23 protein-coding genes are annotated in these 23,108 nt (G+C 73.1%); 8 read left to right on the forward strand and 15 right to left on the reverse strand.

The window, feature by feature from the left end; translation table 11 throughout:
• Both FB388_RS18395 and FB388_RS18400 read left to right on the forward strand, forming a co-directional pair.
• Entirely contained in the window at positions 1-930 is a 930-nt protein-coding gene (locus tag FB388_RS18395) for an AAA family ATPase (protein ID WP_246122580.1), read from the forward strand.
• A 10-nt stretch (positions 931-940) separates the two neighbouring features.
• Positions 941-2,236: a DUF58 domain-containing protein gene (locus tag FB388_RS18400; protein WP_142103445.1), complete on the forward strand. Its 1,296-nt coding sequence runs from the start codon at positions 941-943 to the stop codon at positions 2,234-2,236.
• A 7-nt stretch (positions 2,237-2,243) separates the two neighbouring features.
• On the opposite strand, the gene FB388_RS18405 is transcribed toward FB388_RS18400, so the two are convergent.
• Entirely contained in the window at positions 2,244-3,239 is a 996-nt protein-coding gene (locus FB388_RS18405; RefSeq protein ID WP_142103446.1) for a stage II sporulation protein M, read from the reverse strand.
• 38 nt (positions 3,240-3,277) lie between these two features.
• On the opposite strand from FB388_RS18405, the gene FB388_RS18410 reads away from it, so the two are divergent.
• A complete protein-coding gene (locus tag FB388_RS18410) occupies positions 3,278-4,150 on the forward strand; it encodes an RDD family protein (RefSeq protein WP_142103447.1) in 873 nt (290 codons plus the stop codon).
• An 11-nt stretch (positions 4,151-4,161) separates the two neighbouring features.
• On the opposite strand, the gene FB388_RS18415 is transcribed toward FB388_RS18410, so the two are convergent.
• Positions 4,162-5,526, reverse strand: a complete 1,365-nt coding sequence (locus FB388_RS18415) for an aldehyde dehydrogenase family protein (RefSeq protein WP_170225912.1) — start codon at positions 5,524-5,526, stop codon at positions 4,162-4,164.
• Between the two features lie 59 nt (positions 5,527-5,585).
• The gene (locus FB388_RS18420; protein ID WP_142103449.1) at positions 5,586-5,996 is read right to left on the reverse strand and encodes a RidA family protein; all 411 of its coding nucleotides are present in this window, start codon (positions 5,994-5,996) and stop codon (positions 5,586-5,588) included.
• A gap of 76 nt (positions 5,997-6,072) precedes the next feature.
• Between FB388_RS18420 and FB388_RS18425 the strand changes: the two genes are divergently transcribed.
• A complete protein-coding gene (locus tag FB388_RS18425) occupies positions 6,073-6,438 on the forward strand; it encodes a winged helix-turn-helix transcriptional regulator (protein WP_142103450.1) in 366 nt (121 codons plus the stop codon).
• A 215-nt stretch (positions 6,439-6,653) separates the two neighbouring features.
• Complete coding sequence (locus tag FB388_RS18430; protein ID WP_142103451.1) at positions 6,654-7,025, forward strand: response regulator transcription factor; 372 nt, start codon at positions 6,654-6,656, stop codon at positions 7,023-7,025.
• Between the two features lie 8 nt (positions 7,026-7,033).
• Here FB388_RS18430 and FB388_RS18435 read toward each other — a convergent pair whose 3' ends face one another.
• Positions 7,034-7,579, reverse strand: a complete 546-nt coding sequence (locus FB388_RS18435; RefSeq protein WP_142103452.1) for a hypothetical protein — start codon at positions 7,577-7,579, stop codon at positions 7,034-7,036.
• Positions 7,580-7,736: 157 nt separating this feature from the next.
• Between FB388_RS18435 and FB388_RS18440 the strand changes: the two genes are divergently transcribed.
• Positions 7,737-8,123 carry a hypothetical protein gene (locus FB388_RS18440; protein ID WP_142103453.1) on the forward strand — a complete coding sequence of 129 codons (387 nt, stop codon included), beginning with the start codon at positions 7,737-7,739 and terminating at the stop codon, positions 8,121-8,123.
• A 15-nt stretch (positions 8,124-8,138) separates the two neighbouring features.
• Here the strand turns inward: FB388_RS18440 and FB388_RS18445 are convergent, their stop codons facing one another.
• On the reverse strand, positions 8,139-9,014 hold the full coding sequence (locus tag FB388_RS18445) for a carboxylesterase family protein (RefSeq protein ID WP_142103454.1): 876 nt from the start codon (positions 9,012-9,014) through the stop codon (positions 8,139-8,141).
• Positions 9,015-9,315: 301 nt separating this feature from the next.
• Here FB388_RS18445 and FB388_RS18450 point away from each other — a divergent pair, with 301 nt between their 5' ends.
• Complete coding sequence (locus tag FB388_RS18450; RefSeq protein WP_142103455.1) at positions 9,316-10,767, forward strand: carboxylesterase/lipase family protein; 1,452 nt, start codon at positions 9,316-9,318, stop codon at positions 10,765-10,767.
• A gap of 6 nt (positions 10,768-10,773) precedes the next feature.
• Here the strand turns inward: FB388_RS18450 and FB388_RS18455 are convergent, their stop codons facing one another.
• The 9 genes from FB388_RS18455 to FB388_RS18495 all read right to left on the reverse strand — a co-directional run bounded on the left by FB388_RS18455 (position 10,774) and on the right by FB388_RS18495 (position 20,771).
• On the reverse strand, positions 10,774-12,084 hold the full coding sequence (locus FB388_RS18455; RefSeq protein ID WP_142103456.1) for an erythromycin esterase family protein: 1,311 nt from the start codon (positions 12,082-12,084) through the stop codon (positions 10,774-10,776).
• 87 nt (positions 12,085-12,171) lie between these two features.
• Positions 12,172-13,194 carry a zinc-dependent alcohol dehydrogenase family protein gene (locus FB388_RS18460; RefSeq protein WP_142103457.1) on the reverse strand — a complete coding sequence of 341 codons (1,023 nt, stop codon included), beginning with the start codon at positions 13,192-13,194 and terminating at the stop codon, positions 12,172-12,174.
• 103 nt (positions 13,195-13,297) lie between these two features.
• The gene (locus tag FB388_RS18465; RefSeq protein WP_142103458.1) at positions 13,298-13,933 is read right to left on the reverse strand and encodes an FMN-binding negative transcriptional regulator; all 636 of its coding nucleotides are present in this window, start codon (positions 13,931-13,933) and stop codon (positions 13,298-13,300) included.
• A gap of 25 nt (positions 13,934-13,958) precedes the next feature.
• Positions 13,959-14,663, reverse strand: coding sequence for a ferredoxin-NADPH reductase (locus FB388_RS18470; protein ID WP_142103459.1), 705 nt, complete (start codon positions 14,661-14,663; stop codon positions 13,959-13,961).
• A complete protein-coding gene (locus FB388_RS18475) occupies positions 14,660-15,556 on the reverse strand; it encodes a carbohydrate ABC transporter permease (protein WP_142103460.1) in 897 nt (298 codons plus the stop codon). The genes FB388_RS18470 and FB388_RS18475 overlap by 4 nt, the downstream gene beginning before the upstream one ends.
• Positions 15,553-16,509 carry a carbohydrate ABC transporter permease gene (locus FB388_RS18480; protein ID WP_142103461.1) on the reverse strand — a complete coding sequence of 319 codons (957 nt, stop codon included), beginning with the start codon at positions 16,507-16,509 and terminating at the stop codon, positions 15,553-15,555. Before FB388_RS18480 ends, FB388_RS18475 begins: the two co-directional genes overlap by 4 nt.
• A gap of 49 nt (positions 16,510-16,558) precedes the next feature.
• Positions 16,559-17,827, reverse strand: a complete 1,269-nt coding sequence (locus FB388_RS18485; protein WP_142103462.1) for an ABC transporter substrate-binding protein — start codon at positions 17,825-17,827, stop codon at positions 16,559-16,561.
• A gap of 56 nt (positions 17,828-17,883) precedes the next feature.
• Positions 17,884-19,755, reverse strand: a complete 1,872-nt coding sequence (locus tag FB388_RS18490) for a DUF2264 domain-containing protein (protein WP_142103463.1) — start codon at positions 19,753-19,755, stop codon at positions 17,884-17,886.
• The gene (locus FB388_RS18495) at positions 19,752-20,771 is read right to left on the reverse strand and encodes a hydroxyacid dehydrogenase (protein ID WP_246122163.1); all 1,020 of its coding nucleotides are present in this window, start codon (positions 20,769-20,771) and stop codon (positions 19,752-19,754) included. The genes FB388_RS18490 and FB388_RS18495 overlap by 4 nt, the downstream gene beginning before the upstream one ends.
• A gap of 168 nt (positions 20,772-20,939) precedes the next feature.
• Between FB388_RS18495 and FB388_RS18500 the strand changes: the two genes are divergently transcribed.
• Positions 20,940-22,040 carry a LacI family DNA-binding transcriptional regulator gene (locus tag FB388_RS18500; protein WP_211362094.1) on the forward strand — a complete coding sequence of 367 codons (1,101 nt, stop codon included), beginning with the start codon at positions 20,940-20,942 and terminating at the stop codon, positions 22,038-22,040.
• 9 nt (positions 22,041-22,049) lie between these two features.
• Here FB388_RS18500 and hpaD read toward each other — a convergent pair whose 3' ends face one another.
• Entirely contained in the window at positions 22,050-23,108 is a 1,059-nt protein-coding gene (hpaD, locus tag FB388_RS18505) for a 3,4-dihydroxyphenylacetate 2,3-dioxygenase (RefSeq protein ID WP_142103464.1), read from the reverse strand.

Here is a 23,108-nt window from a genome sequence, read left to right on the forward strand (position 1 = left end):
CTGCACGCGCTGCGGCAGGAGGTCGCCAAGGCCGTCGTCGGGCAGCACGCGGCCGTCAGCGGCCTGGTCGTCGCCCTGCTCTGCCGCCGGCACGTGCTCCTCGAGGGCGTCCCCGGCGTCGCGAAGACGCTGCTCGTCCGCGCGCTGGCGCGCAGCCTCGCGCTGGAGAGCAAGCGCGTGCAGTTCACCCCCGACCTGATGCCGGGCGACATCACCGGTTCCCTGGTCTACGACGCCCACAGCGCCGAGTTCTCCTTCCGCCCGGGACCGGTGTTCACCAACCTGCTGATCGCCGACGAGATCAACCGCACGCCGCCCAAGACCCAGGCCTCGTTGCTGGAGGCGATGGAGGAGCGCCAGGTGTCGGTCGACGGCGTGGCGCGGGCGCTGCCGGAGCCGTTCGTGGTGGTCGCCACCCAGAACCCGGTGGAGTACGAGGGCACGTACCCGCTCCCCGAGGCGCAGCTGGACCGGTTCCAGCTCAAGCTGTCCGTCGCGGTGCCGGAACGGGACGACGAGGTCGCCGTGCTCGCCCGGCACGCGGCCGGTTTCGACCCGGGCGACCTCGACGCGGCCGGGGTGCGGCCGGTGGCGGGGCCGGCCGACCTCGACGCGGCCCGCGCGGCCGTGGAGCGGGTGACGGTGCGTCCCGAGGTCCTCGGGTACGTCGTCGACGTGTGCCGCGCCACCCGCTCGGCGCCCGCGGTGTCGCTGGGGGTCTCCCCGCGCGGCGCAACCGCCCTGCTCGCCGCGAGCCGGGCATGGGCATGGCTGTCCGGGCGGGACTACGTCACGCCCGACGACGTCAAGGCGCTCGCACCGCCCGCGCTGCGGCACCGGCTGCGGCTGCGCCCCGAGGCCGAGCTCGACGGCGTCACCGCCGACGGCGTCCTCGACGGGGTGCTCGCGGCCGTCCCCGTGCCGCGCTGAGGCCGCCACCGTGGCGCTCACGGGACGGACCGTCCTGCTCGCCGCGCTCGGCGCGCTCGTCGTCGGGCTGCTGCTCCCCAGCGCGTGGGGGCTCGCCGCGGTCGGGGGCGCCCTGCTCGCCGGGGTGCTCGCCGACCTCGCCCTCGCCGGGAGCGTGCGCGGGCTGGTGCTCGCGCGGTCCGGTGACACGGCCGTACGTCTCGGAGGCACGGCGCGTGTCGAGCTGGTCGTGCACAACCCCGGGTCGCGGACGCTGCGCGCCGTCGTGCGCGACGCGTGGCCGCCCAGTGCCGGCGCGACCCCGGTGCGCCACCGCCTGGTCGTCCCGGCCGGGGAACGGCGCCGCCTCGCCGTGACGGTGCGGCCCACCCGCCGGGGCGACCGCCGCGCCTCCCGCGTGACGGTGCGATCGTTCGGCCCGCTCGGGCTGGCGGCCCGCCAGGGCGCGCACGAGGTCGCGTGGACGATCCGCGCCCTGCCGCCGTTCACGTCGCGCAGGCACCTGCCGTCCCGGCTGGCCCGGCTGCGGGAGCTGGACGGCCGCATCGCGGTGCTCGGGCGCGGGCAGGGCACCGAGTTCGACTCGCTGCGGGAGTACGTCATCGGCGACGACGTCCGCTCCATCGACTGGCGAGCGACGGCCAGGGCGGCCGACGTGATGGTCCGCACCTGGCGCCCGGAGCGGGATCGGCACCTGCTCCTCGTCCTGGACACCGGGCGCACCGCGGCCGGCCGGGTGGGCGACGCGCCGCGGCTCGACGCGGCCATGGACGCGGCGCTGCTGCTCGGTGTGCTCGCCTCCCGGGCCGGTGACCGCGTCGACCTCCTCGCCTACGACCGCACGGTGCGCGCCGCCGTCGCCGGGGCCGGGGCGACGGAGCTGCTGCCCGCGCTCGTCGCCGCGATGGCACCCCTCGAGCCCGAGCTGGTCGAGACCGACGTGCGCGGCATGGTCTCCGCGGTGCTGGCCCGGACCGCGCGGCGGTCGCTCGTCGTGCTGTTCACCGGGCTGGACGTCGCGGCGGTCGAGGAGGGCCTGCTGCCCGGCCTGCCGTTGCTCTCCCAGCGGCACCAGGTCGTCGTGGCGGCGGTGGCCGACCCGCGGGTCGCGGAGATGGCGGCGGGCCGGGGCACGTCAGACGCGGTGTACGAGGCCGCGGCCGCGGAGCGGGCCCGCGCCGAGCGCCGGGGCGTGGCGCGGCTGCTGGACCGGCTCGGGGTGGTCGTGGTCGACGCGACCCCCGAACGGCTCGCGCCCGCCGTCGCCGACGCCTACCTGTCCCTCAAGGCGGCCGGGCGCCTGTAGGGACCGGTCAGCCCGCGGTCGGGGCGTGGTCGCCCGCCTCGCGGACCCGGACGTCCCCGGTCTCGCCTGCCCGTACCGCGCGCCGCCCCAGCACGGCGACGTAGGCGAGGAACGCCAGCTCCGCGAGCCCGCCGATGCCCACCCGGGCCCACGTCGGCAGCCCGGACGGGGTGACGAACGCCTCGATCACGCCGGACACGAGCAGGACGGCGGTGAGTCCGAGCGCCATCCCCACCGTCGCCCGCCCGCAGGCGGCGACGGCCTGCACCCGGGGCAGCGGACCGGGGTCGACAACCGTCCAGCCCAGCCGCAGGCCGGCGCCGGCCGCCACGAACACCGCGGTGAGCTCCAGCAGCCCGTGCGGCGTGATCAGGCCGAAGAAGAGGTCGAGCCGGCCGGCCGACGCCATCAGGCCGGCCGCGATGCCGAGGTTGAGGACGTTGGCCCACAGCACGTAGAGGACGGGCACGATGAGGATGCCCGACACGAGGCACACGGCCGCCACCCACGCGTTGTTCGTCCACACCTGCGCCGCGAACGAACCGGCGGGCGCCGACGAGTAGTACGCCTCGAAGTCCTCCTCGACCAGCCTGCGGATCTCCTCGGGCGCCGCGATCGCCCCCTGCACCTCCGGGCTGCCCGCCACCCACGTGGCGATCAGCCAGGCCACGCCGAGGCTCACCGCGGCCGCGCCCGCCGACCAGTACCTGCTGGCGTGGACGGCCGCCGGGAAGCCGACGGTGAGGAACCGGGCGGCGTCGCGCCACGCCGGGGTGTGCGTACCGGTGACCGCCGAGCGGGCGCGCGCGACCAGTGCGGAGAGCCGGCCCACCAGCGCCGGGTCCGGCGAGGAGGATCGGATCACCGACAGGTGCGTCGCCACCCGCTGGTAGAGGGCGACCAGCTCGTCCGCCTCCGGCCCGGACAGCCGGTTGCGCTTCAGCAGCAGCTCCAGCCGCTGCCATTCGCCGCGATGGGCTGCGGCATACGCGTCGACGTCCACGCTGGTCCTCCTGGTCCCCGGACCGGCACAATATCGAGATGAGCGAGATGATCACCGGGGACGCCGTCGTCCTCGAGCTGCGGCTCGCCCGGCTCGCCAGCCGGGCGGTGGCACTCGCCATCGATCTCGCGGTGATGGTGCTGGCGTTCCTGCTGGTGCTCGGGCTGGCCGCCGTCACGGGCGCCCTATACCCCACCGACCCCGCGCTGGCCGCCGCCATCGGCCTGGTCGTCACGATCGTCGTGTTCGTCGTCTACCCGGTCACCCTCGAAACCCTGACCAGGGGCCGGTCGCTGGGGAAGATGGCGCTCGGGCTGAGGGTGGTCCGCGACGACGGCGGCCCGATCCGGTTCCGCCACGCGCTGTCCAGAGGACTCGCCGGGTTCGTCCTGGACTTCGGGGTGTTCAGCGCGTTCACCGGCGCGGTGGGGCTCATCTCCTCACTGCTCTCGGAGAAGGGCCAGCGCGTCGGGGACCGCCTCGCCGGCACCGTCGTGGTGCGGGAGCGGGTGCCCGAGGTCCGCCCTTCCGAGGTGCTGGTGCCCCCCGCGCTGGCCGCGTGGGCGGCGTCCGTCGCCCTGTCGCAGCTGCCCGACGCGCTGGCGCTGTCGGCGCGGCAGTTCCTGCACCGCACCCGCGACCTCGACCCGCAGGCCCGTGCCCAGCTCGGCATGCGGCTCGCCGGTGAGGTCGCGGCGCACGTCAGCCCACCACCGCCCATCGGCACCCCCGCCGAGCACCTCCTCGCGGCGGTTCTCGCCGAGCGCACCCGGCGCGAAGGGGCGCGGCTGGGCGCCCACGGGTACCAGGGCGCACCGGACCACCAGGCCGCACCGGACCGGGAGCCCCCGCAGCACGTTCCCCCACCCGCGGGTGACCCGCCGCACGACGGGTTCGACCTTCCCCGCTGACGGAGCGGCGCTCACTCCTCCGTCGAGATGAAGACGTTCTTCGTCTCGGTGAAGGCGCTGACCGCGTCCGGGCCGAGCTCGCGTCCCAGCCCCGACTGCTTGAAGCCGCCGAACGGCGTCCAGTACCGCACCGAGGAGTGCGAGTTGACCGAGAGGTTGCCGCTCTCCCAGGCGCGGCAGACGCGTAGCGCCCGGCCGATGTCGCGGGTCCACAGCGACCCGGACAGCCCGTACTCGGTGTCGTTCGCGAGCGCGACGGCCTCGGCCTCGTCCTCGAATGCCATGACGGCGATGACGGGACCGAAGATCTCCTCCCGCCACTGCCGCGCGTCCCGGGTGACGGGCGCGAGCACCGTCGGCGGGAACCAGTAGCCGGGGCCGCTCGGTGCGGAACCGCGGAACGCGACGGAGGCGGTGTCGTCGACGTACGAGGAGACCTTTTCCCGGTGCGCCGCGGAGATCAGCGGTCCCATCGAGGTCGACTCGTCGGCCGGGTCGCCGACCGCATAGCCCTTCACCGCGGGTTCGAGCAGCTCCATGAACCGGTCGAGGACGCTGCGTTGGACGAGCACGCGCGACCGTGAGCAGCAGTCCTGCCCCGCGTTGTCGAACGCGGAGCCCGGAGCCGTGGCGGCGGCGCGTTCGAGGTCGGCGTCGGCGAAGACGATGTTCGCGTTCTTCCCGCCCAGCTCGAGCGTCAGCGACTTCACCTGGTCCGCGCAGTGGCGCATGATCCGCTTGCCGACCGCGGTCGAGCCGGTGAACACGACCTTGCGCACCAGCGGGTGGGTCACCAGGTGCTCGCCCGCCTCGCCGCCCGTGCCCGGCACGACCTGCAGCACGTCCTCGGGCAGCCCGGCCTCGGCGGCCAGCTCCTGCAACCGCAGCGCGGTGAGGGGCGTGTACTCGGCAGGCTTGAGCACGACCGTGTTGCCCGCCGCCAGCGCGGGCGCGAACCCCCACGCGGCGACCGGCATCGGGAAGTTCCACGGCACGATCACCGCGACGACACCGAGCGGTTCCTGGAAGGTGATGTCCACCCCGCCGGGAACGGGGATCTGCCTGCCGGTCAGGCGCTCCGGCGCCGCGGAGTAGTAGGCGAGGACGTCGCGGACGTTGCCCGCCTCCCACCGCGCGTTGCCGATCGTGTGGCCGGAGTTGCGCACCTCCAGCCGGGCGAGGTGCTCGATGTCGGCGTCCACGGCCTCCGCGAAGCGGCGCAGGAGCCGGGCCCGCTCCCCCGGCGCGACGTCGCGCCACCGCCCGAACGCCCGGTGGGCACGCGCGACGTGCGCGTCCACCTCCTCGCGCCCGCAGAACTCGACGGTCGTCAGCACCTTCTCGTCCACGGGGCTGATGACGTCGTAACTGCTCATCGTCATGAGCACACCTTCCCCCGAACGCTCCCGACGCCACTGCGGGGGCCCTGCCTGCGTCAGTCGAGGACGGCGATCGCCTCGACCTCGACGAGCACGTCCGGCTCGAACAGGTAGTCCACGCCGATCGCCGACAAGGGCGGCAACGGCTGCGGGATCCCGAGCTCGTCGACGACGCGCGCGATCCCCTCGACGAAGTCGTCGTACTTGTCCGGGCTCCAGTTCGTGACGAAGAACCGCAGGCGCACGACGTCGGCGAAGCTCGCTCCGGCGCCTGCGAGGCCGCGCGCGGTGCTGCGCAGCGCGTGCGCGAGCTGGCCGGCGAGGTCACCGGTCGCGACCGGGTTCCCCTCGGCGTCCCGCGCGATCTGACCGGCCACGTGCACCTGGCGAGTGCCCGTGCCGACGGAGACGTGGTGGTACGGAACCGGCGCGAACATGCCCTCGGGGGTCAGCAACTGCACTGCCATTGGTCATCCCTTCGACTCGATCAGGTATCCGATGTCTACCTGGTGTCCGAAGGGAACTTCAACGAGACTAGGTGTCATGGCCGAAACCGCTCCCGCCAGCCCCCAGCTCACCGAGCACCACCGCGAGCTGCTCGACCAGGTGCTCGACAAGTGGTCGCTCCAGATCCTCGACGCACTGTGCGGGCGGCCGTTGCGCTTCAACGACCTGCGCCGGGAGATCCCCGTCGTGACGCAGAAGTCGCTCACGGCGGCACTCCGGCGCCTCGAACGCAACGGGATGGTCGAGCGCGTCGTCACGAGCACCCGACCCGTCGCCGTCGAGTACCGCATCGCCCCGCTGGGGAAGTCGCTGCAGGACCTCATCGACGCGCTCCTGCACTGGACCGCGGAGACGCTGCCCGAGGTGGAACGAGCACGTGCCCGCTTCGACGATCAGGCGTAGCGGGGTGGCCAGGCGATGGCCCGGGCTGGTTCCGGACCGCCGCTAACGTCTCGGCGTCGCTCGCCGAGTTTCCCGTGGTGGTAGGCGCGACCAAATCCGCGCCCGTCTGAACGGCGCCCCGCCGCTACCCCCTCCAGCGGCGGGGCGCCCCCACCACTGAATTCCCGTTTGTGATCCGGCCGTCGGCCCGCCATTCTGGGCAGGTGAGTCGGTGCATGATCGTGGACGACTCCGAGCAGTTCCTATCGGTCGCCACCAAACACCTCATCCGCGGCGGATTGGACGTCGTGGCCACCGCGACCAACCACGGGGAGGCGTTGCAGCGGGTCGAAGAGCTGCAACCCGACATCGTGCTCGTCGACATCAACCTGGGCGCCGAGAGCGGCGTCGACCTCGCCCGCCGTCTGGTCGAACGGTTCCCGGACCTGCACTCCCGCGTCGTCCTGATCTCCAACATGGACGAGGACGACGTCGCGGACCTGATCGCGGACACCCCCGCCGCCGGCTTCCTGCCCAAGACCGTCCTCTCCGCGCAGGCCGTCGGTGATCTCGTGGATCGGAACCACGGCGGCTCTGCGCGCAACTAGGACGTCGTTCAGCCGTGTCGTGGCCGCGGCAGCCCGGACGGACGCGCCACCGGGCCCACGTCCGACTCGCGACCGGACCGCAGCGCCGCATGCCGCTGCCCCGGACCGGGGCCCGACCGGGCCGCGAGAGCGTCGGCGACCGCACCGGTGGCGAAGCCGTAGACCGCCTTGTGCAGCAGGTCCACGAGGAGCTCCGGCCGGGGCCACGTAGGCGGTGGTGCACCCACCCCCGTGGCGTTCTCCAGGATCTGGTCGTTCGTCAGGCGCACCACGGTGAACATCGCCGAGGCCACCGGCCCGCGCAGCCCCGCCTGCGCCATCACGCTGCGCAGCACGCCGACCAGGGCGGCCTGCCCGAAATGCATCGCCAGGTTCACCGGCACCGGCTGCCGGCGGGGCCGCTCGGCCGCCCCGGTCAGCCGCTCGAGGACGCGTGCCGGAACGTGCGAGTCAGGGCGCCCGCTGAGCCGCTGCTCGACCTTCTCCCCCACCGTCATCACGATCGCACCGATGGTCCCGGACACCAGCCCTTGCCACACCGCACGCCTCCACATGCCCGCCGGTTACCCGTCCCCCTCGGATCGTCACAGCACGAGACGGGAGTCGAACCCGCCACCGACGGCCGGCAACCGGCAAGTTCTGTGTCTGATCATGGTTCCGCGGGTAACTGTGCCTCGTGGAACCGTTCTTCACGCTGCGCCGGCTCCGTCGGTGACCGCGAACACCGATCCCGTGATGGCCGTCATCCGGCTCGAAGTCCCGGACGACGCCGACCCGCACGTCCTCGAGGCCGTGCTCACCCGGGCGATCTGCGGTGCCGCCAAGCTGCCGCTCACCGCCGAGGTCACGCTCGTGCCGAGTTGGCGCCGGAAGGCCAGGTGCGGGATGCGCCGGCACGCGTTCGTCGCCCTCCTGGGCTCGTCGGCCGCCGCGGATGCCGGTGATCTGATCCGCACGGCCAAGAAGGCGTCACGTGCCGCGGTGCGGGAACGGTTCGGATCCACCGCCTCGGCGAAGGTCCGGCCGGTCAGGACCGGCCCCGAGCTGCTCGCCTCCTGGTGCAGCGTCAGGGGAACGCCGCACCGGATGCAGCAGTAGGCCGGGGGCCGGGTGTCACTTGCGCCCGGTCACCGACGCCCAGAACCCGCAGCGGTGCTCGCCCTCGAGGTCGACCGGCCCGATGCCACCGGGGCCCGTGCCCAGCGACTGCACGTGCTCGCCCGGCGCCCCGAACCGCGGCCATGCGGGCAGCCCTTCGCCGTTGGGGTCCCCGCTGTGCGCGAACCGCGTCCAGTAACCGATCATCCGGTCCGAGAGTTCCTGCTGGGCGGGCGGGAGTGCGCCGCCCGCGTAGGCGCCCGAGAACAGGTACTGCAGCTCGCCGGCGTGGTAGGCGCCGGTCGGGTAGCCGGGGGTCGGTGTGTCGGCGAACCACGGGGCGTCCGCGTCGGCGAACTCGTAGGCGTAGGTCGGGCCGCGCCGGGCGAGCATGCGGTCGGCCTCGGCGGTCGGGCAGGCCCAGGCCCAGTCGGTCAGCACCGTCGCGAGCGCCCACGCCGTCGAACCGGCGTAGTCGCTGATCGGGTACTCGGTCGCCACGCGCGCGGCGCCTCCCTCGTCCAGCCCGAGGAACTGGCCGATGACGGCCCGGTAGTCCGCGGGCGCCACCGGGCCCATGACCTCCTCGACGCCCGCCTGGAACGTGACGTGCTCGTCGCGCGTGGTGCCGTGCAGGACCGGGACGTCGGCCGTGTCGCCGGCAGCCAGCCGCTGTGCCGGGTCGTCCGGGATCACGCCCCCGCCGTACGTCGGGCCGTACCCGTGCTCACCGCCGTCGGCCGACAGCAGCTCGGCCGTCGACTTCGACCGGAGGCACACCGCTGCCGTCGCCGGGTCGGCGCACCCGGCCTTGGTGGCCACGTCGATGCCCTGCTCGACCGCCTGCTCGCGGGGCTTCGCCCGCCACGTGTCGGGGAACGGCCACCGCAACGTGCACGGCCCGCCCGCATCCCCCTGCGCGGGCTCGTCCCGCTGGTCCCGTGTCGCATCTCCCGATCCCTCCGCCGATGTGCTCTCCGCCGGCTCAACCCTCCCGGCGGCGGCGGTGCCGGGACATGGAGCGCGCCGCCGCGCGGGGGTCGGGAGTGCCCTACCGGGCGGGCGGGGGCGCGCTGCTCGGACGTCGCGCGATCATGACCGGAGGGCTCGCGGCGGTCCCACCGCACCTGGTGAGCCGGGCAGGCGAGCCACCCGCAGGACCGGACGCCCAGGCCGTGCAAGGGTGCAGGTCATGATCGCGCAGGTACGCACGTCCGCCGGGATCGTCCGTGGGCGCTGGGAGGACGGCGTCGCCGTGTTCCGCGGCGTTCCGTTCGCCGCTCCACCGGTCGGGCCGAACCGGTTCCTCGCGCCCCACCCGGTGGCGCCCTGGGACGGGGTCCGGGACGCCACCCGGTTCGGCCCGCCGCCACCGCAACCGGGCCGGGCGACCGACGGCGACGAGTGGCTGAACCTCGCCGTCTGGACGCCCGACCCGGGACGGTCCGGGCTGCCGGTCGTGGTGTGGATCAGCGGCGGCACGTACCTGAACTGCGACACGGCGAACCCGCACCTCACCGGCGGGGCTATGGCCGCAGCCGGGGCGGTGGTGGTGAGCGCCAACTACCGCACCGGGACCGAGGGCTTCGCCCGGCTCGACGGCGCACCGGACAACCGCGGCCTGCTCGACCAGGTCGCCGCCCTGCGCTGGGTGCACGACAACATCACCGCCTTCGGCGGCGACCCGGGCAACGTCACCGTCCTCGGCCAGTCCGCCGGGGCCGGCTCGATCGCCGCGCTGCTGGTGATGCCGGCGGCGGCAGGCCTGTTCGGGCGCGCGATCCTGCAGAGCCTCCCGGGCACCTACTTCACCCCCGGCCTCGCCACCGACATCGCGGGCGAGATCACCGCCGAGCTCGGCCGGCTGCCGCGAGCCGATGATCTCGCGGACGTCGCGCCCGATGATCTCGTCGCAGCGGCCGCGCGCGTGACCGAGCGGTTGCCGCAGCGCGCGGAGCGGTGGGGGCCGGTGGCGTACACGCCCACCCCGTTCTCCCCGGTCGTCGACGGCGAGGTCCTGCCCGCACCCCCGTGGGCCGCGCTCGCGGGCGGAGCGGCCCGGGACGTCGACCTGCTGGTCGGGCACACCCGCGACGAGTTCGGCCTGCTCGCCCAGCGGCTCGGCGAGATCGACGACGCCGAGGTCGACACGTTGCTGGACGGACTGGCCCCGACACCGGGCGCGCGCCGTTACCGGGCGGCCTACCCGTCCCTCTCCCCCGACGAGCTGCGCGACACGGCGATGTCGGACTGGCTGTGGCGGATGCCCGCCCTCCACCTCGCCGAGGCGGCCCACGCCGGCGGGACGCGGGTGTGGCTCTACGAGCTCTGCTGGGGGTTCAGCTCCGTCGGCGCCTCGCACAGCCTGGACACCCTGCTCGTGTTCGGCACCACCCACATCCGGACCGGCCTCGTGGAGGCCGGCCCGCACGCCGTGGCCCGGGCCGACCGGCTGTCGGTGCTGATGCGCGCCGAGCACGTCTCGTTCGCCACCACCGGCGACCCGGGCTGGGCACGCTACCGGCCCGACCGGCGCGTCACCCGCGTGTACGACGCCGACCCCGCGGTCACCCGCTACCCGGAGGAGCGGTCACGCGAGATCTGGCGGGATCGCCGCTTCGGCGCCCTGGACCTGAGGAGATAGCGCCGGTCACGTCGCGGGCGTGGTGGGTGTGGCGATCTGGTGGTGGACGATCACGTCGAACCACTGCGCGGGCGCGCCGCCGTCGATGACGCCGTCGGGTCCGTGATCCGGCAGTCCGCGGAACGTGGCCGGGGAGTCCAGCCACTCCCGGACCGCGGGAGGCGCCGGCGCGCGCAGGTCGAGGGCGAACGTGGTGAGCCCCGCGTCCCTCAACGGGCGCTCGAAACGGTCGGAGCCGGGTTCGGGCAGGACCGCGTCCTGGCCAGGACCGAGGTTCGCCGCGCCGTGGCCGACGGTGCAACCGATGGACCGGTACTGCGGCCCGTACCAGCGGCGTAGGTGGGAACCCGCGCTCGCGAAGCGCATGTCCGGGCCGGGTGGGCCGCTGATCCGCAGCTGCGGCGCGTTGGCCGTGTGCGGGCTGGCCGCCCAGTAGACGGTCCGGTCGCCGGTGAGCTCGGTCCACCACCGCAGGTTCTGCGCCGCGTGCTCGTCGCGGTACCCGAGGCCGTCGGCGTCGGAGAGCTGGTAGTGCCGGTGGAACGAGACGATCTGCGCCGCGGTGTGGACGGCCAGCTGGTGCTCGCGGTCGGCCGGGCCGTGCGGGAGTGCGTCGACGATGTCGTGGGCCTGCTGGGCGTGGTCCACGTGGGGCTGCTTGTCGGGGACGCCCGCGTACCGCTGGATGTGCTCGTAGATGTTCGTCCCTGCGGGCCGGATCGCTGCGAGGTGATCGCGCAGGGCCGGCAGCCGCTCGGGCGCGACGCGGCCGACGTAGGTGTCGAGGGTGTCGTAGGCCTGCGCCGGGGTCGCGTAGTACTCGACCCCGACGAACTGCACCTGGTCGACGCGGTCGCTGTTGAACGCGCGCAGCCAGCGCAGCACGTCGGTGACCTCTCGGGACTGCCACTGCGGGCTCATCCGGCTCACCAGCTCCTCCACGCTGCCGGAGCCGGTGCGCAGGAATTTGTTGATCTCCAGGCCCAGCGTCCAGTCGTCCTCCCACGCCACCGAGCGGAACCCCAGCTGCTCGACCAGCAGGCGCAGGACCCGGTGCTTCAGGGTGATCTCCTCGGCCACACCGTGGGTCGACTCGCCGAGCCCGACGATCCGCGCGTCGCCGATCGAGCCGGCGAGCGGCGCGAGATCGGCCGGCTCGGGTCCGGGCACGACGCTGTCCAGCGGGACCGCGGTACGGGTGATCCAGTCGGTCACCGGCTCCTCGGCGGGAGTTGCGCCGCATCCGGCGAGCAACCCGACGACCGCGAGCACCGCCCCCGCGAGGGCCGGGAGAACGCGAAACGATGTCGAGGTCATGCGGGAAACCCTGGCGCGCGCCGATGATCCCGTCGTCGTGCCGGAGACGCGTCGTGGCCTACTCCCGGCGGCGTATCCGATGGGTGGTCAGACGCGCAGGAGCGCCTTGATCGCGCGGCGCTCGTCCATCGCCCGGTAGGCCTCGGCCGCGTCGTCGAGGGGCAGCTCCAGGTCGAAGACCTTGCCGGGGTCGATCCGCCGGTTCCAGATCAGGTCGATCAGCTCGGGCAGGAACCGCCGCACCGGCGCGGGCCCGCCGTGCAGGTGCACGTGGGAGAAGAACAGCTCCTCACCGGGGAGCTGGACGTCGTGGGCCACGCCGACGTACCCGACGTGCCCGCCCGGCCGGGTCGACCGGATGGCCTGCATCATCGACTCCTGCGTGCCGACGGCCTCCACGACCGAGTGCGCCCCGAGCCCGCCGGTCAGCTCCTTGATCCGTGCGACGCCATCGTCGCCGCGCTCGGTGACGATGTCGGTCGCCCCGTACTCGAGGGCGAGCTCCTGCCGCGGCTCGTGGCGGCTCATCGCGATGACCCGCCCCGCGCCGAGCTGCGTGGCGGCCAGGACCGCGAGCAACCCGACCGCGCCGTCCCCGACCACGGCCACCGTCCTGCCGGGACCGGCTTCTGCGGCGACCGCGCCGAACCAGCCGGTGCCCAGCACGTCCGACGCGGCCAAGAGGCTCGGGACCAGGTCGTCCGCGGGCACGTCCGGCGTGGCGACCAGGGTGCCGTCGGCCAGCGGGACCCGCGTGTACTCGGCCTGTCCGCCGGTCGCGGCTCCGGGCTGCCGCTGGACGCAGGAGGTCTGGTAGCCGGCCCGGCAGATCTCGCACGTGTTGTCCGACGCGAAGAACGAGCCGACCACGAACTGGCCCGGCTCGATCGTCCGCACCTCGTCGCCGACCGCCTCGACGATGCCGGCGTACTCGTGGCCCATCGGCGTCGGGCTCTCGACCGGGTCGATGCCGCGGTAGGGCCACAGGTCCGACCCGCACACGCACGTCGCGGACAGGCGGACGATCGCATCGGTCGGGGCGACGATCGCCGGGTCATCGCGCGTCTCCACCCGTACGTCGCCGGGGGCGTGCATCACGGCACCACGCATGGGGTCTCCTGTCGAACGGTCCCGGAGCGTCCGGGACGGATGGCCAGTTGATCGCGCAGTGGAGGGTGTACCCGCGGAGAACGCACCTCCCCTGGCCGGCGCGCTACTGCCGGCCGTCAGACGGCAACGGCAGGTCGTTCGCGGTGGCGATGGCCGCGACGAGCTCGGGCTGCTCGGCACGCAGGTGCTCGATCGCGGCGGTGAGATCGCTCGGCCGTTCACCCTCGCCGAGCATCCACCGCATCTCCGCGCGCGTCACCGGGATCTCGAAGCCGACGATCCTCGGCACCCGCCGCGCGATACCGGCGTCGCCGAGCTCGGTCATCCGCCACTCACCGGGCCGGCCCCGCTCGAGGTGCTCGACGAGCGCCCGGACGCACCGGAGCGTGTGCGCGTCGTCTCCCGACAAGGTGGGCCTGCCGTGCACGTGGACTGCGACGTAGCACCACGTGGGTGCCATGTCGCGTCCGTCGTACCAGGACGAGGACAGGTAGCCCTGCGGACCGTGGAACACCGCGACGCTCGGGGCGCCCGCGGCGAGCGCCTCCGTGTGCGGGTTGGCTCGCGAGAGGTGACCGATGACGACGGCGCGGTCCCCCGGTGCGGCCGACAGCAGCAACGGGAGGTGCGAGACGTGGATCGTGTCGCCGAACGGCGTGACCAGGGTGGCCAGCGGATGCCGGGCCACGAGGGCGGCCGCGTCCGCGTCGACGGCGAACGGGTCGAGGGCACGGTGCAACTGGGCCTCCCTGACGTTCCGGACACTACAGACGGCGGAAGCCGGGCCGCGCCGCCACGGCGACGGCGCCCGTCCAGGCCACGGTCGCGTTGCTCCAGAGCACGTAGAGCGCGAAGCCGCCGACGCCGAGCAGGCCGAGCACCGGCTGCGCCAGTACCACCATGCCCCAACCGGCCAGCACGACGAGCGAGAGCAGCGTCAGCGGAGCCCGCCGGACCGCCAGCCAGGCCGACGCCCGCAGCAGCGCGGGCAGCGGCAGGCCCGGCACCCCGCTGAGGCCGGTGAGCGCGAGGAGCGCGGTCGGCACGCCGAGCAGCACGAGCACGGCCAGGACGGGACCGATCACGGCGGCCCACGGCGTGCCCCAGACGGCGTGGACGTCCACGATCACGACGAGCAGCAGGGTGCACAGCAGCGCCCACACCGCGGAGGCCCGCCCGGCGTGGCGGCGCACCCCGTGCCAGGCGTCGCGGAACGGCGCGGGAACCCCCCGCTCCCGCGCCGCCGCGAACGCGTGGAACGCGGCGGCGATGCCGGCACCGAGCGGGAGCGCGGTGACGAGCAGGGCCGGCCACGCCGTGAGGGGGTCGGCGAGCAGCGTGAGCGCGGCGACGAGGGGCAGCACCGCGACGCCGAGACACGCCGCCGCACCCAGCCCGAGGTAGGCGACGGCGAAGACCGCGTCGTATGTCTCCGGCCGCCGCAGCACGGCGCGCAGGTCGTCCCTCACCCCTTGAGCCCGCTCGTCGCGATGCCCTGGATGAAGTGCCGCTGCCCGAGCAGGAACACGAGCACGACCGGGACCACCGAGATCACCGAGCCCGTCATGATCATCGCGTAGGCCGCGTCGTACTGCCCGACGAACGAGCGCAGCCCCAGCTGGACCGTCCACAGCTCGTTGCTCGTGAAGTAGATGAACGGGCCCATGTAGTCGTTCCAGGTCGCCACGAACGTGAGCAGTCCGAGGCTCGCGATGGCCGGGCGGGACAGCGGCAGCATGATCCGCCACCAGATGCGGTACTCGCTCAGCCCGTCGATGCGCGCCGCCTCGATCAGCTCGTCGGGGATCGACTGGTAGTACTGGCGCATCAGGAACACACCGAAGGCGCCGAAGGCCTGCAGCAGGATGATCGACAGGTGCGTGTTCACCAGGCCGAGCTTCTCCATGATCAGGTACTGCGGGATCATGTAGGCCTGCCACGGCACCGCGATCGTCGCGAGGTAGGCGAGGAAGAGCCAGTCCCGGCCGGGGAAGCGCAGCTTGGCGAACCCGTAGGCGGCGAAGCTCCCGGTGAGCACCTGCAGGAACGAGATGGTGATCGCGAGGAACGCCGAGTTGCGCAGGTAGGCGAGCATCGGGATCTGCGTCCAGATGTCGGCGTAGTTCGACCAGACGAACTCGCGCGGGATCCACTGCGTCGGGACCGTGAAGACCTGGTTGTCGTGCTTGAGCGACGAGGAGATCATCCACACGAACGGCACCAGCACGAGCAGGCACAGGCCCGCCAGCAGGACGGAGTGGACGGCCGCCCGGACCCGGGCCCGGCCGGGCGGGCGCCGCGGACCGCTCGGGGCGTTCGTCGTCGGCTTCCGCGCAACGGGTGCCGTGAGGTTCGCGGTCATCGGTCCTCCCGGTGTCGCTGGATCACGAACTGCAGCACCGTGAACCCGGCGACGAGCACGAAGAGCACGAGCGAGATCGCCGAGGCGAGGCCGAAGCGCCCCTCGCGGATGCCCTCCTCGTAGATGAGCTGGGAGAGCACCTTCGTCGCGCGGCCGGGCCCGCCGTCGGTCATCACCACGATGAGGTCGAAGACCTTGAAGCTCGCGACGGTGCACATGATCAGCACGAAGAAGGTGGTCGGTCGCAGCCCGGGCAGCGTGATGTTCCGGAACCGCTGCCACGCGTTCGCGCCGTCCACCCTGGCCGCCTCGTAGAGCTCGGTCGGGATCGTCTGCAGGCCGGCCAGGAAGAGCACCATGTAGTAGCCCATGTCCCGCCAGACGCTCGCGACGATCACCGCGGGCATGGCCCACGCCGTGCTCGACGTCCAGCCCGGCGGGTCGGTCACCCCGACGAACTGCAGGAACTGGTTGACCGGCCCCGAGGTGGGGTTGAAGAGCATGTTCCACACCACCGCGACCGCGACCAGCGACGTGACGTACGGCAGGAAGAACGCCGTGCGGAAGAAGCCGAGGCCGGACAGCGTGCGGTTGAGCAGGAGCGCGAGGCCGAGCGAGACCACGATGGTGAGCGGGATGTGCCCCGCCGCGTAGTAGGTGGTGTTCCAGAGCGCGATCCAGAACGTCGAGCTGCGGAACATCCGCTCGAAGTTCTCGAACCCGACCCATTCCGGGTCGCCCCACGGGCTCCACTCCATGAAGGACAGCGCGAGCCCGAACACCATCGGCACCAGCGTGAGCAGGGCGAAGCCCAGGAAGTTGGGCAGGATGAAGCTCCACCCGGTGAGGGTGGGGCGCAGCGAGCGGCGTCGCGTGCCGGCCGCGGGTTCGGGCGGACGTCGCTTCCGCAGGGCCGGTGCTGTGCTGCTGACCGTCTCAGGGGTCACCGTCATGGCATCTCCTCGGCGGGCCCGCCCCCTCGAACGGGCCCGCCCGTCCGGGTCAGAGGACCTCGTTCTTGACGCGGTCGCCTGCGTCCCGGATCCCGTCGGCGATCGACTTCTGGCCCGCCATGATCAGCTCGTGCTCCTCGTTGAGGATCGTGTCGATGTCGCTGGTCACGTCGCTGACCGGCATCTCGAGGACGACCTTCTTGTTCTCGGTGAAGGTCGTCCTCGACAGCTCGTCGGCCGGCAGCGCCGTGAAGGCGGCCGTGACGGCGTCGGAGCCGTAGGCGGGCACGACGCCGATCCCGGCGAGCACCTTGGCGCCCTCCTCACCGGTCGCGAACCTGATGAACTCCTTCGCCACCTCGACGTTCTTGGCCTTCTCGTTGACCGCGAACGCCGTCGGCGAACCGAAGGTCGCCGTCTCACCGCCGGAGCTGATCTGCGGCATGGGCGCCATGCCCCACTCGACAGAGCTCGTGCCGCCCTCGATCGCGGCCTTGATGCCCGCGATGTACCAGGTGCCCATCGGGAGCATCGCGGTCTGCCCGGTCTCGAACATCGACCGGTAGTTGACCTTCTGCGTCTTGGCCGTCCCCCAGTCGAGAGCGGCACCGGCGTTCTGCAGGTCCAGCGCCAGCGCGTACTGGTCGGAGAAGAACTCGTAGTCGCCGCTGAGCTGGTCACCGCCGGTCTGCGCGGCCGCGGTCGCCTGGACGACCGAGCGCCAGATGTGGTGGTAGGTGCCGTAGACCTTCTGGCCGTCGGGGGTGGTGCCGCTCGTCAGCTTCTTCGCGAGCTCGCTGTACTGGGCCCAGGTGAGGTGGTCCGGGTAGGGCAGGCCGGCCTCGTCGAAGAGCTTCTTGTTGTAGTAGAGCACCCAGAAGTCCTGGCGGTAGGGCACCGCGGCGTACTTGCCGTCGATGTCGAACGGCTCGAGTCCGGCGATCTTGTCCTTCTCCAGCCCGCCGACGAAGTCGGTGAGGTCGAGCAGCTGGCCGCGGTTGGCGTAGCGGGCGTAGTCGATGACGTTCTTCATCGTCAGCACGTCGGTGGTGTCACCACCGGCGAGCATCGTGGCGACCTTCTCCGGGTAGTCGTCCGCGAGGATCTCGACCGGCTGGATCGTGACGTTCGGGTGCGCCGCCTCGAACGCCTCGAACAGGGCGTTGAACTCCGGGGTCTTGTCCAGGTTCCAGGCCGACACGGTGAGGGTCACCGGAGCCGACGGGTCCACCGTCTCGGAGGCGGGTGACGAGCAGCCCGCGAGGGCGACGGCGCTCGCGGCCGCGATCGCGGCGAGGGCCGATGGGTAGCGCTTCATTGCGTCTCCTCTTGTCTGTCGGAGGCGGGTGCGGGGTCTCGGGGAGCGGGCGGGGCTCAGGAACCGTGGCCCACCTCCGGCAGCTCGACCCGGCTCGTGACGCCGTCCGGCCAGGTCACGGCCGCGTGCCCGGCCTCGAACGCGACGGCGGGTGGCGCGACCGCAGCGGGGTCGCGGGACAGCAGGACCCCGGCCGCGTACCAGCGCCCCGCCTGCGCAGCACCCGCGCTCGCGCGCCACGGGATCTCCGTGGTCGCGGAGATCGGCGTCGCGTCGGGGATCGTGACGACCCCGTGCTCCGGGAGCCCGCCCAGGTCGACGACGTGCGAGATCGCACCGCCGGGTGCGACCGGCCAACCCGTCACGCGCAACGGACCGTTCGCGCCCGCCCCCTCGACCCGGGCGAGCCGCACCTCCCACGGACCACGCACGATCGAGCCCACCAGGATCTCGGGTCCGGCAGTGATCTCCCCGATGCGCCCGGAGCCGTGGTCGGGCTGACCGGGGGTGGGCACGACCCAGTGCGCCCGGCCGATCGAGAACCCGTGGGCGGCCCCGTCGGTCGCACCGATCGCGAGGGTGCGGAACCCCGCCCGGTGGGAGGCGCGTCCTTCGTGGTCGAGGAGGCTCACGCTGGAGTCGAGCGGCTCCTCCCAGCCCGCCGCCGACAGCACGGGGCTCGTGGCGGTGGAGTAGCCGATGCGCGCGTAGAGCGGTGGGTCGGAGACGAGCACGCCCTCCCGGCCGTGGTCGGTGCCGTGGTTGACGACGCGGACGATGCCGTCGGACCGGGTCCCGGCGACCAGCCATCCCGGCGCCGGCATGACTTCGATGACGTCGCCGCCCTCGACCGGTAGTGGCTCCTCGCGCGCCGTCCACACCGGGTGGTCGGCGGGGAGGGCGAGACCCGCCATCCCCTTGAACGCCCAGTACGGGGAGCCGGGTCCGGAGTACCGCTGCGCGATGGGGCGCCACGCCCCGTGCCAGCCCAGCGGGAGCAGGCCCTGCTCGTCCGGCACGCCGCGGTCGAGGAAGTGGCGCAGGACGCCGCTCGCGGCGCGGCGCAGCTCGCCCGGGGAGAGCGCGGTGCTGCCGGCGATCGCCCCCGCCCAGAAGGGCGCGGCGGCCGCGAAGCGGTAGGTGAGGCTGCGGCCCTGGAACAGCGGCCCGCCGTCCGCCCCGACGAGCGCCGCCGCTTGCGGGAGGAACGCGTCGAGCCGGGCGAGGTAGCGCTCCCGCAGCTCCTCGGCGCGCTCCTCCCCCGCGGCCATCTCCAGCCAGATCACGGGGTAGAAGTGCAGGGCCCAGCCCGCGTAGTGGTCGAACGCCCGCTCGGGGCCGTCGGCGAACCAGCCGTCGGCCCGCACGAAGCTCTCGTGCACCGCGAGGTCGTGATCGAGGTCGGCCCGGCTCCAGGGGCCGCCGACGCTGCGGAGGAACGTCTGCGTGACGATCCGGAACCACACCCAGTTGATCGGTGGCACCGCGGCGCCGACCAGCTCGGCGAGGTAGTCGACGACACGGTCCCGGGTCCGCTGGTCGAGCCGGTCCCAGATCCGCGTCCTGGTCAGGTGCAGTCCGAGGGAGAGCGCCGCGGCCTCGACCTTGGCCTGGTCGTGCTCCCCGGGGCGGACCCAGCGCCCGGGGTTGCCCGGGTCGACGCCTGCCGCGATCCCCTCGGCGTACCACTCGGCGAGCTCGGTGCTCGTCGCGTCCTCGGTGCCCGCGATGCGGAAGGCCGCGCCCATGAAGCTGCGCGCGAACCCCTCGAGCCCGTCGACGCGCGTGCCGTAGCCACCGGGGTCACCGGGCGGCGTGATCGTCGCGTGGTCAGCGCTCGCCCAAGGACGCAGGGCGGTCAGCAGCCGGTCGGTGGTCGCCAGCCAGTCGGCGCGGTCGAGCCCGGTGCAGGGCGCGAGCCCGGTCATGCCGCCACTCCGAGATCGGCCATGGTCACCTGGGCGGTGAGGGCCTCGCCGCGCACCCACCGCTCCAGCTCGTCGAGCGCGGCGTCGGTGAGCCGGAGCGTCTCGCTGCCGAGCGAGCCGGAGACGTGCGGGGTGATCGACACGTTGGGGAGGTCGTACAGCGGGGAGTCCTCGGGGAGCGGCTCGGGCTCGGTGACGTCGAGAACGGCGTCCAGCCGCCCGCTCGAGCACTCGCGGGTCAGCGCGTCGGTGTCGATGAGCGCACCGCGCGCGGTGTTGACGACGGTCGCGCCGTCGCCGAGCAGGGCGAGCTCGCGCGCGCCGATCATCCCGACCGTCTCGGGCAGGAGGGGCGCGTGCAGGCTCAGCACGTCGACCGAGCGGAGCAGCTCGTCGAGACCCGTGAGCCGGGCACCGGCGCCGGCGACGGCGGCGGGGTCGGCGTACGGGTCGTAGACGAGCACCTCGGTGGTGTCGAGCTGTTGCAGCTGGGCCACCACCCGGCGCCCGATGCGGGAGTAGCCGACGATGCCGACGCGCCGCCCGTAGTTCGTGTACCGGTCCGAGTGGAGCTGGGCGCGCCACCCGTTGCGGAACAGCCGGGGGACGCGCGCGAGGTACTGGGCACGCTTGCCGGCCAGGACGATCTGGGCGTAGGTGAACTCCGCGACCGGGATCGCGTTGGCCTCCGCCGCGGATGTGATGACGATGCCGCGCTCCCAGAGCTCCTCGCTCACGAGGTCGCGGACCGTGCCCGCGGCGTGGAAGACCGCACGCAGCTTCGGCATCCGGCGAAGCCGCTCCGGGGTGAGGGTGGGCGCTCCCCACGAGGTCACGAGCACCTCGACGTCGGTGAGGCGATCAGCGAGCGCCGGGTCGTCGAGGTCTGCGGCCGCCACCGGCCGGCCGAGGCGACAGAGCGAGCCGATCCGTTCCAGGCGCTGGGCGTCGAACTGGGTGGTGAACGTGTCGGGCCACATCAGGAGGAGTGCGCACGGCCGCTGCGGGTCGCTCAATCGGTCGCTCCTCGTGTCCCGTCCGGATGCTTGCGCCACCGGTGGGATGCACCATTACGATCCGTTCGATCACGGTCAAGCTTCTCGAACAGAAACGAACATGGTCGCTCACAGTCGATCCACCGTCGGGCCCGCCCGCCTGTCCGAGCTGCCTGCGCAGGTGGTGCCGTGAGTGCCCGGCCGGGTCCGATGTTCGCCATCGCCCGCCAGGAACGCATCATGGCTGAGCTGCGCCGCACCGGATCCGTCGTGGTGCGCGACCTCGCCACCGAGCTCGGCGTCACCGAGATCACGATCCGCCGGGACATCACCGCACTCGCCAACCGCGGCCTCGTCACCCGCGTGCACGGCGGCGCGACCCTGCGCAGCGCGCTCGACACCACGGTCGCGCGCGTCCCCGACGCATCCGGACCGCCGCTCTACCGGATCGGCATGGTCGTACCGTCGCTCAGCTACTACTGGCCCCAGATCGTCAACGGCGTGCGCGCCGCGGCGGCGTCGGGGCGCATCCAGCTCGTGCTGCGCGGCGCCTCGTACGACCCGGTCGACCAGCGCAGGCAGATCGCAGCGCTCCTCGAGTCGGGCGTCCACGGCCTGCTCGTCGGGCCGGAGGTGAACGGCAGCGACGGGCTCGCGATCCTCACCTGGCTCGACGCGCTCGACGTGCCGGTCGTGCTCGTCGAGCGCCGCGCTCCGCACTCCGCGGCGTTGCGCAGGCTCGAGTGGGTGAGCACCGACCACGAGCTCGGCGCGAAGATGGCGGTCAACCACCTCTACGAGCAGGGCCACCGGCGGATCGGCCTCGCGCTCGCCCGGGACTCCCCCACCGCCCCGCAGCTGCGGCGGGGCTGGGAGCAGGCGCTCGCCGAGCTCGGGCTCGACACCGAGGTGGTCGCCGCGACGCTCACCGACGTCGAGGGCAGCGAGCGCGAGGAGCGCTTCGGGGAGATCGTCGCCGCGTGCCGGAACACCCGGACGACCGCGCTGATCGTGCACGCCGACCCGCAGGCGATCCTGCTCGAGCACTACTGCACGGACCAGGGGGTGGAGATCCCCCGGGACCTCGCGATCGTCGCGTACGACGACGAGATCGCCGAGAACGGAACGCCACCCGTCAGCGCGCTGCGTCCGGCGAAGGAGCACATCGGGCGACTAGCGCTCGAGACGATGACCAACCGGCTGCGCGAGCCGGGCCGCCCGATCCAGCGCACCGTCGTGCTCCCCGAGCTCAACGTGCGCGAGTCCTCGGCCTCGCGCCGCAGTGGGTGACCGCGGGAGTCACACCTGGTTGCCGACCTTGAACCCGCGTGGAGGCGTTTCGGTCTCCTCCGCGCGCGTGTAGGAGAAGCCGTCCGCGCCGACCGTGACGTCCGCTTCCCGGGACTCGGTGCGTCGGGTCAGGGGGCGGGGTCTGCCGTCCAGGTCGAGCACGGTCGAGGCCTCCGCGTACCAGGAGGGGACGACCGGGTTGCCCCACCAGTCGCGGCGCTGGTTGTCGTGGACGTCCCAGCGCACGACGGGGTTGTCGGGGTCGCCGGTGTAGTAGTCGTGGGTGTAGATCTCGATGCGGTGACCGTCCGGGTCGCGCAAGTAGAGGTAGAAGGCGTTGGACACGCCGTGCCGGCCGGGGCCGCGTTCGATCATCTCCGATCGACGGGCGGCCCCCAGGTGGTCGCACAGGTGCAAGATCTGGCTGCGCTCGTGGGTGGCGAACGCGATGTGGTGCATCCGGGGCCCGTCGCCACCGGTGAGCGCGACGTCGTGCACGGTCGGCTTGCGGTACAGCCAGGCGGCGTAGACCGTGCCCTCGGCGTCCGCGATGTCCTCCGACACCTTGAATCCGAGGTCCTCGTAGTAGCGCTGGGCGGCCGGGACGTCCGGCGTGACGACGTTGAAGTGGTCGAGCCGGCTGATCGCGCCCGCGCCGTGCAGGTCGTAGCGCTGGGTGAGGCGCTCGACGTGCTCGGCGTCGTGGAAGAACTCCACGGGGAAGCCGAGCGGATCCTCGATCCGGACCGCCTCACCGATGCCGCGGGTGGCCCCGGCGGGCACCCGCTCCACCCGCACGCCGAGCGCCCGGTAGTACTCCTCGGCGCGGTCCACCTCGGCCGCCGAACGCACCCGGTAGGCCAGCCGCGCGCACGCGGCCACGTCGCCGCGACGCAGCACGAGCGAGTGGTGCAGGTACTCCTCGAACGCGCGCAGGTAGATCGCCTCGGGCTCCTCTGCGGTGACGACCAGGCCGAGCAGGTCGACGTAGAACCAGCGCGCGGCGGCCAGGTCGGTGACCACGAGCTCGGCGTACGCGCAGCGGATCACGTCCGGTGGTGTGGGCAC

Origin of the sequence: Pseudonocardia cypriaca (assembly GCF_006717045.1) — a bacterium.
Classification (GTDB): Bacteria; Actinomycetota; Actinomycetes; order Mycobacteriales; family Pseudonocardiaceae; genus Pseudonocardia; species Pseudonocardia cypriaca.

Coding starts and splice junctions, on each gene's coding strand:
- FB388_RS18420 (WP_142103449.1), bottom strand. CDS start 5,996: ATGGCAGTGCAGTTGCTGACCCCCGAGGGCATGTTCGCGCCGGTTCCG.
- FB388_RS18455 (WP_142103456.1), bottom strand. CDS start 12,084: ATGACCTCGACATCGTTTCGCGTTCTCCCGGCCCTCGCGGGGGCGGTG.
- FB388_RS18450 (WP_142103455.1), top strand. CDS start 9,316: ATGATCGCGCAGGTACGCACGTCCGCCGGGATCGTCCGTGGGCGCTGG.
- FB388_RS18415 (WP_170225912.1), bottom strand. CDS start 5,526: ATGAGCAGTTACGACGTCATCAGCCCCGTGGACGAGAAGGTGCTGACG.
- FB388_RS18460 (WP_142103457.1), bottom strand. CDS start 13,194: ATGCGTGGTGCCGTGATGCACGCCCCCGGCGACGTACGGGTGGAGACG.
- FB388_RS18480 (WP_142103461.1), bottom strand. CDS start 16,509: ATGACGGTGACCCCTGAGACGGTCAGCAGCACAGCACCGGCCCTGCGG.
- FB388_RS18435 (WP_142103452.1), bottom strand. CDS start 7,579: ATGTGGAGGCGTGCGGTGTGGCAAGGGCTGGTGTCCGGGACCATCGGT.
- FB388_RS18410 (WP_142103447.1), top strand. CDS start 3,278: ATGAGCGAGATGATCACCGGGGACGCCGTCGTCCTCGAGCTGCGGCTC.
- FB388_RS18485 (WP_142103462.1), bottom strand. CDS start 17,827: ATGAAGCGCTACCCATCGGCCCTCGCCGCGATCGCGGCCGCGAGCGCC.
- FB388_RS18475 (WP_142103460.1), bottom strand. CDS start 15,556: ATGACCGCGAACCTCACGGCACCCGTTGCGCGGAAGCCGACGACGAAC.
- FB388_RS18490 (WP_142103463.1), bottom strand. CDS start 19,755: ATGACCGGGCTCGCGCCCTGCACCGGGCTCGACCGCGCCGACTGGCTG.
- FB388_RS18430 (WP_142103451.1), top strand. CDS start 6,654: ATGATCGTGGACGACTCCGAGCAGTTCCTATCGGTCGCCACCAAACAC.
- FB388_RS18425 (WP_142103450.1), top strand. CDS start 6,073: ATGGCCGAAACCGCTCCCGCCAGCCCCCAGCTCACCGAGCACCACCGC.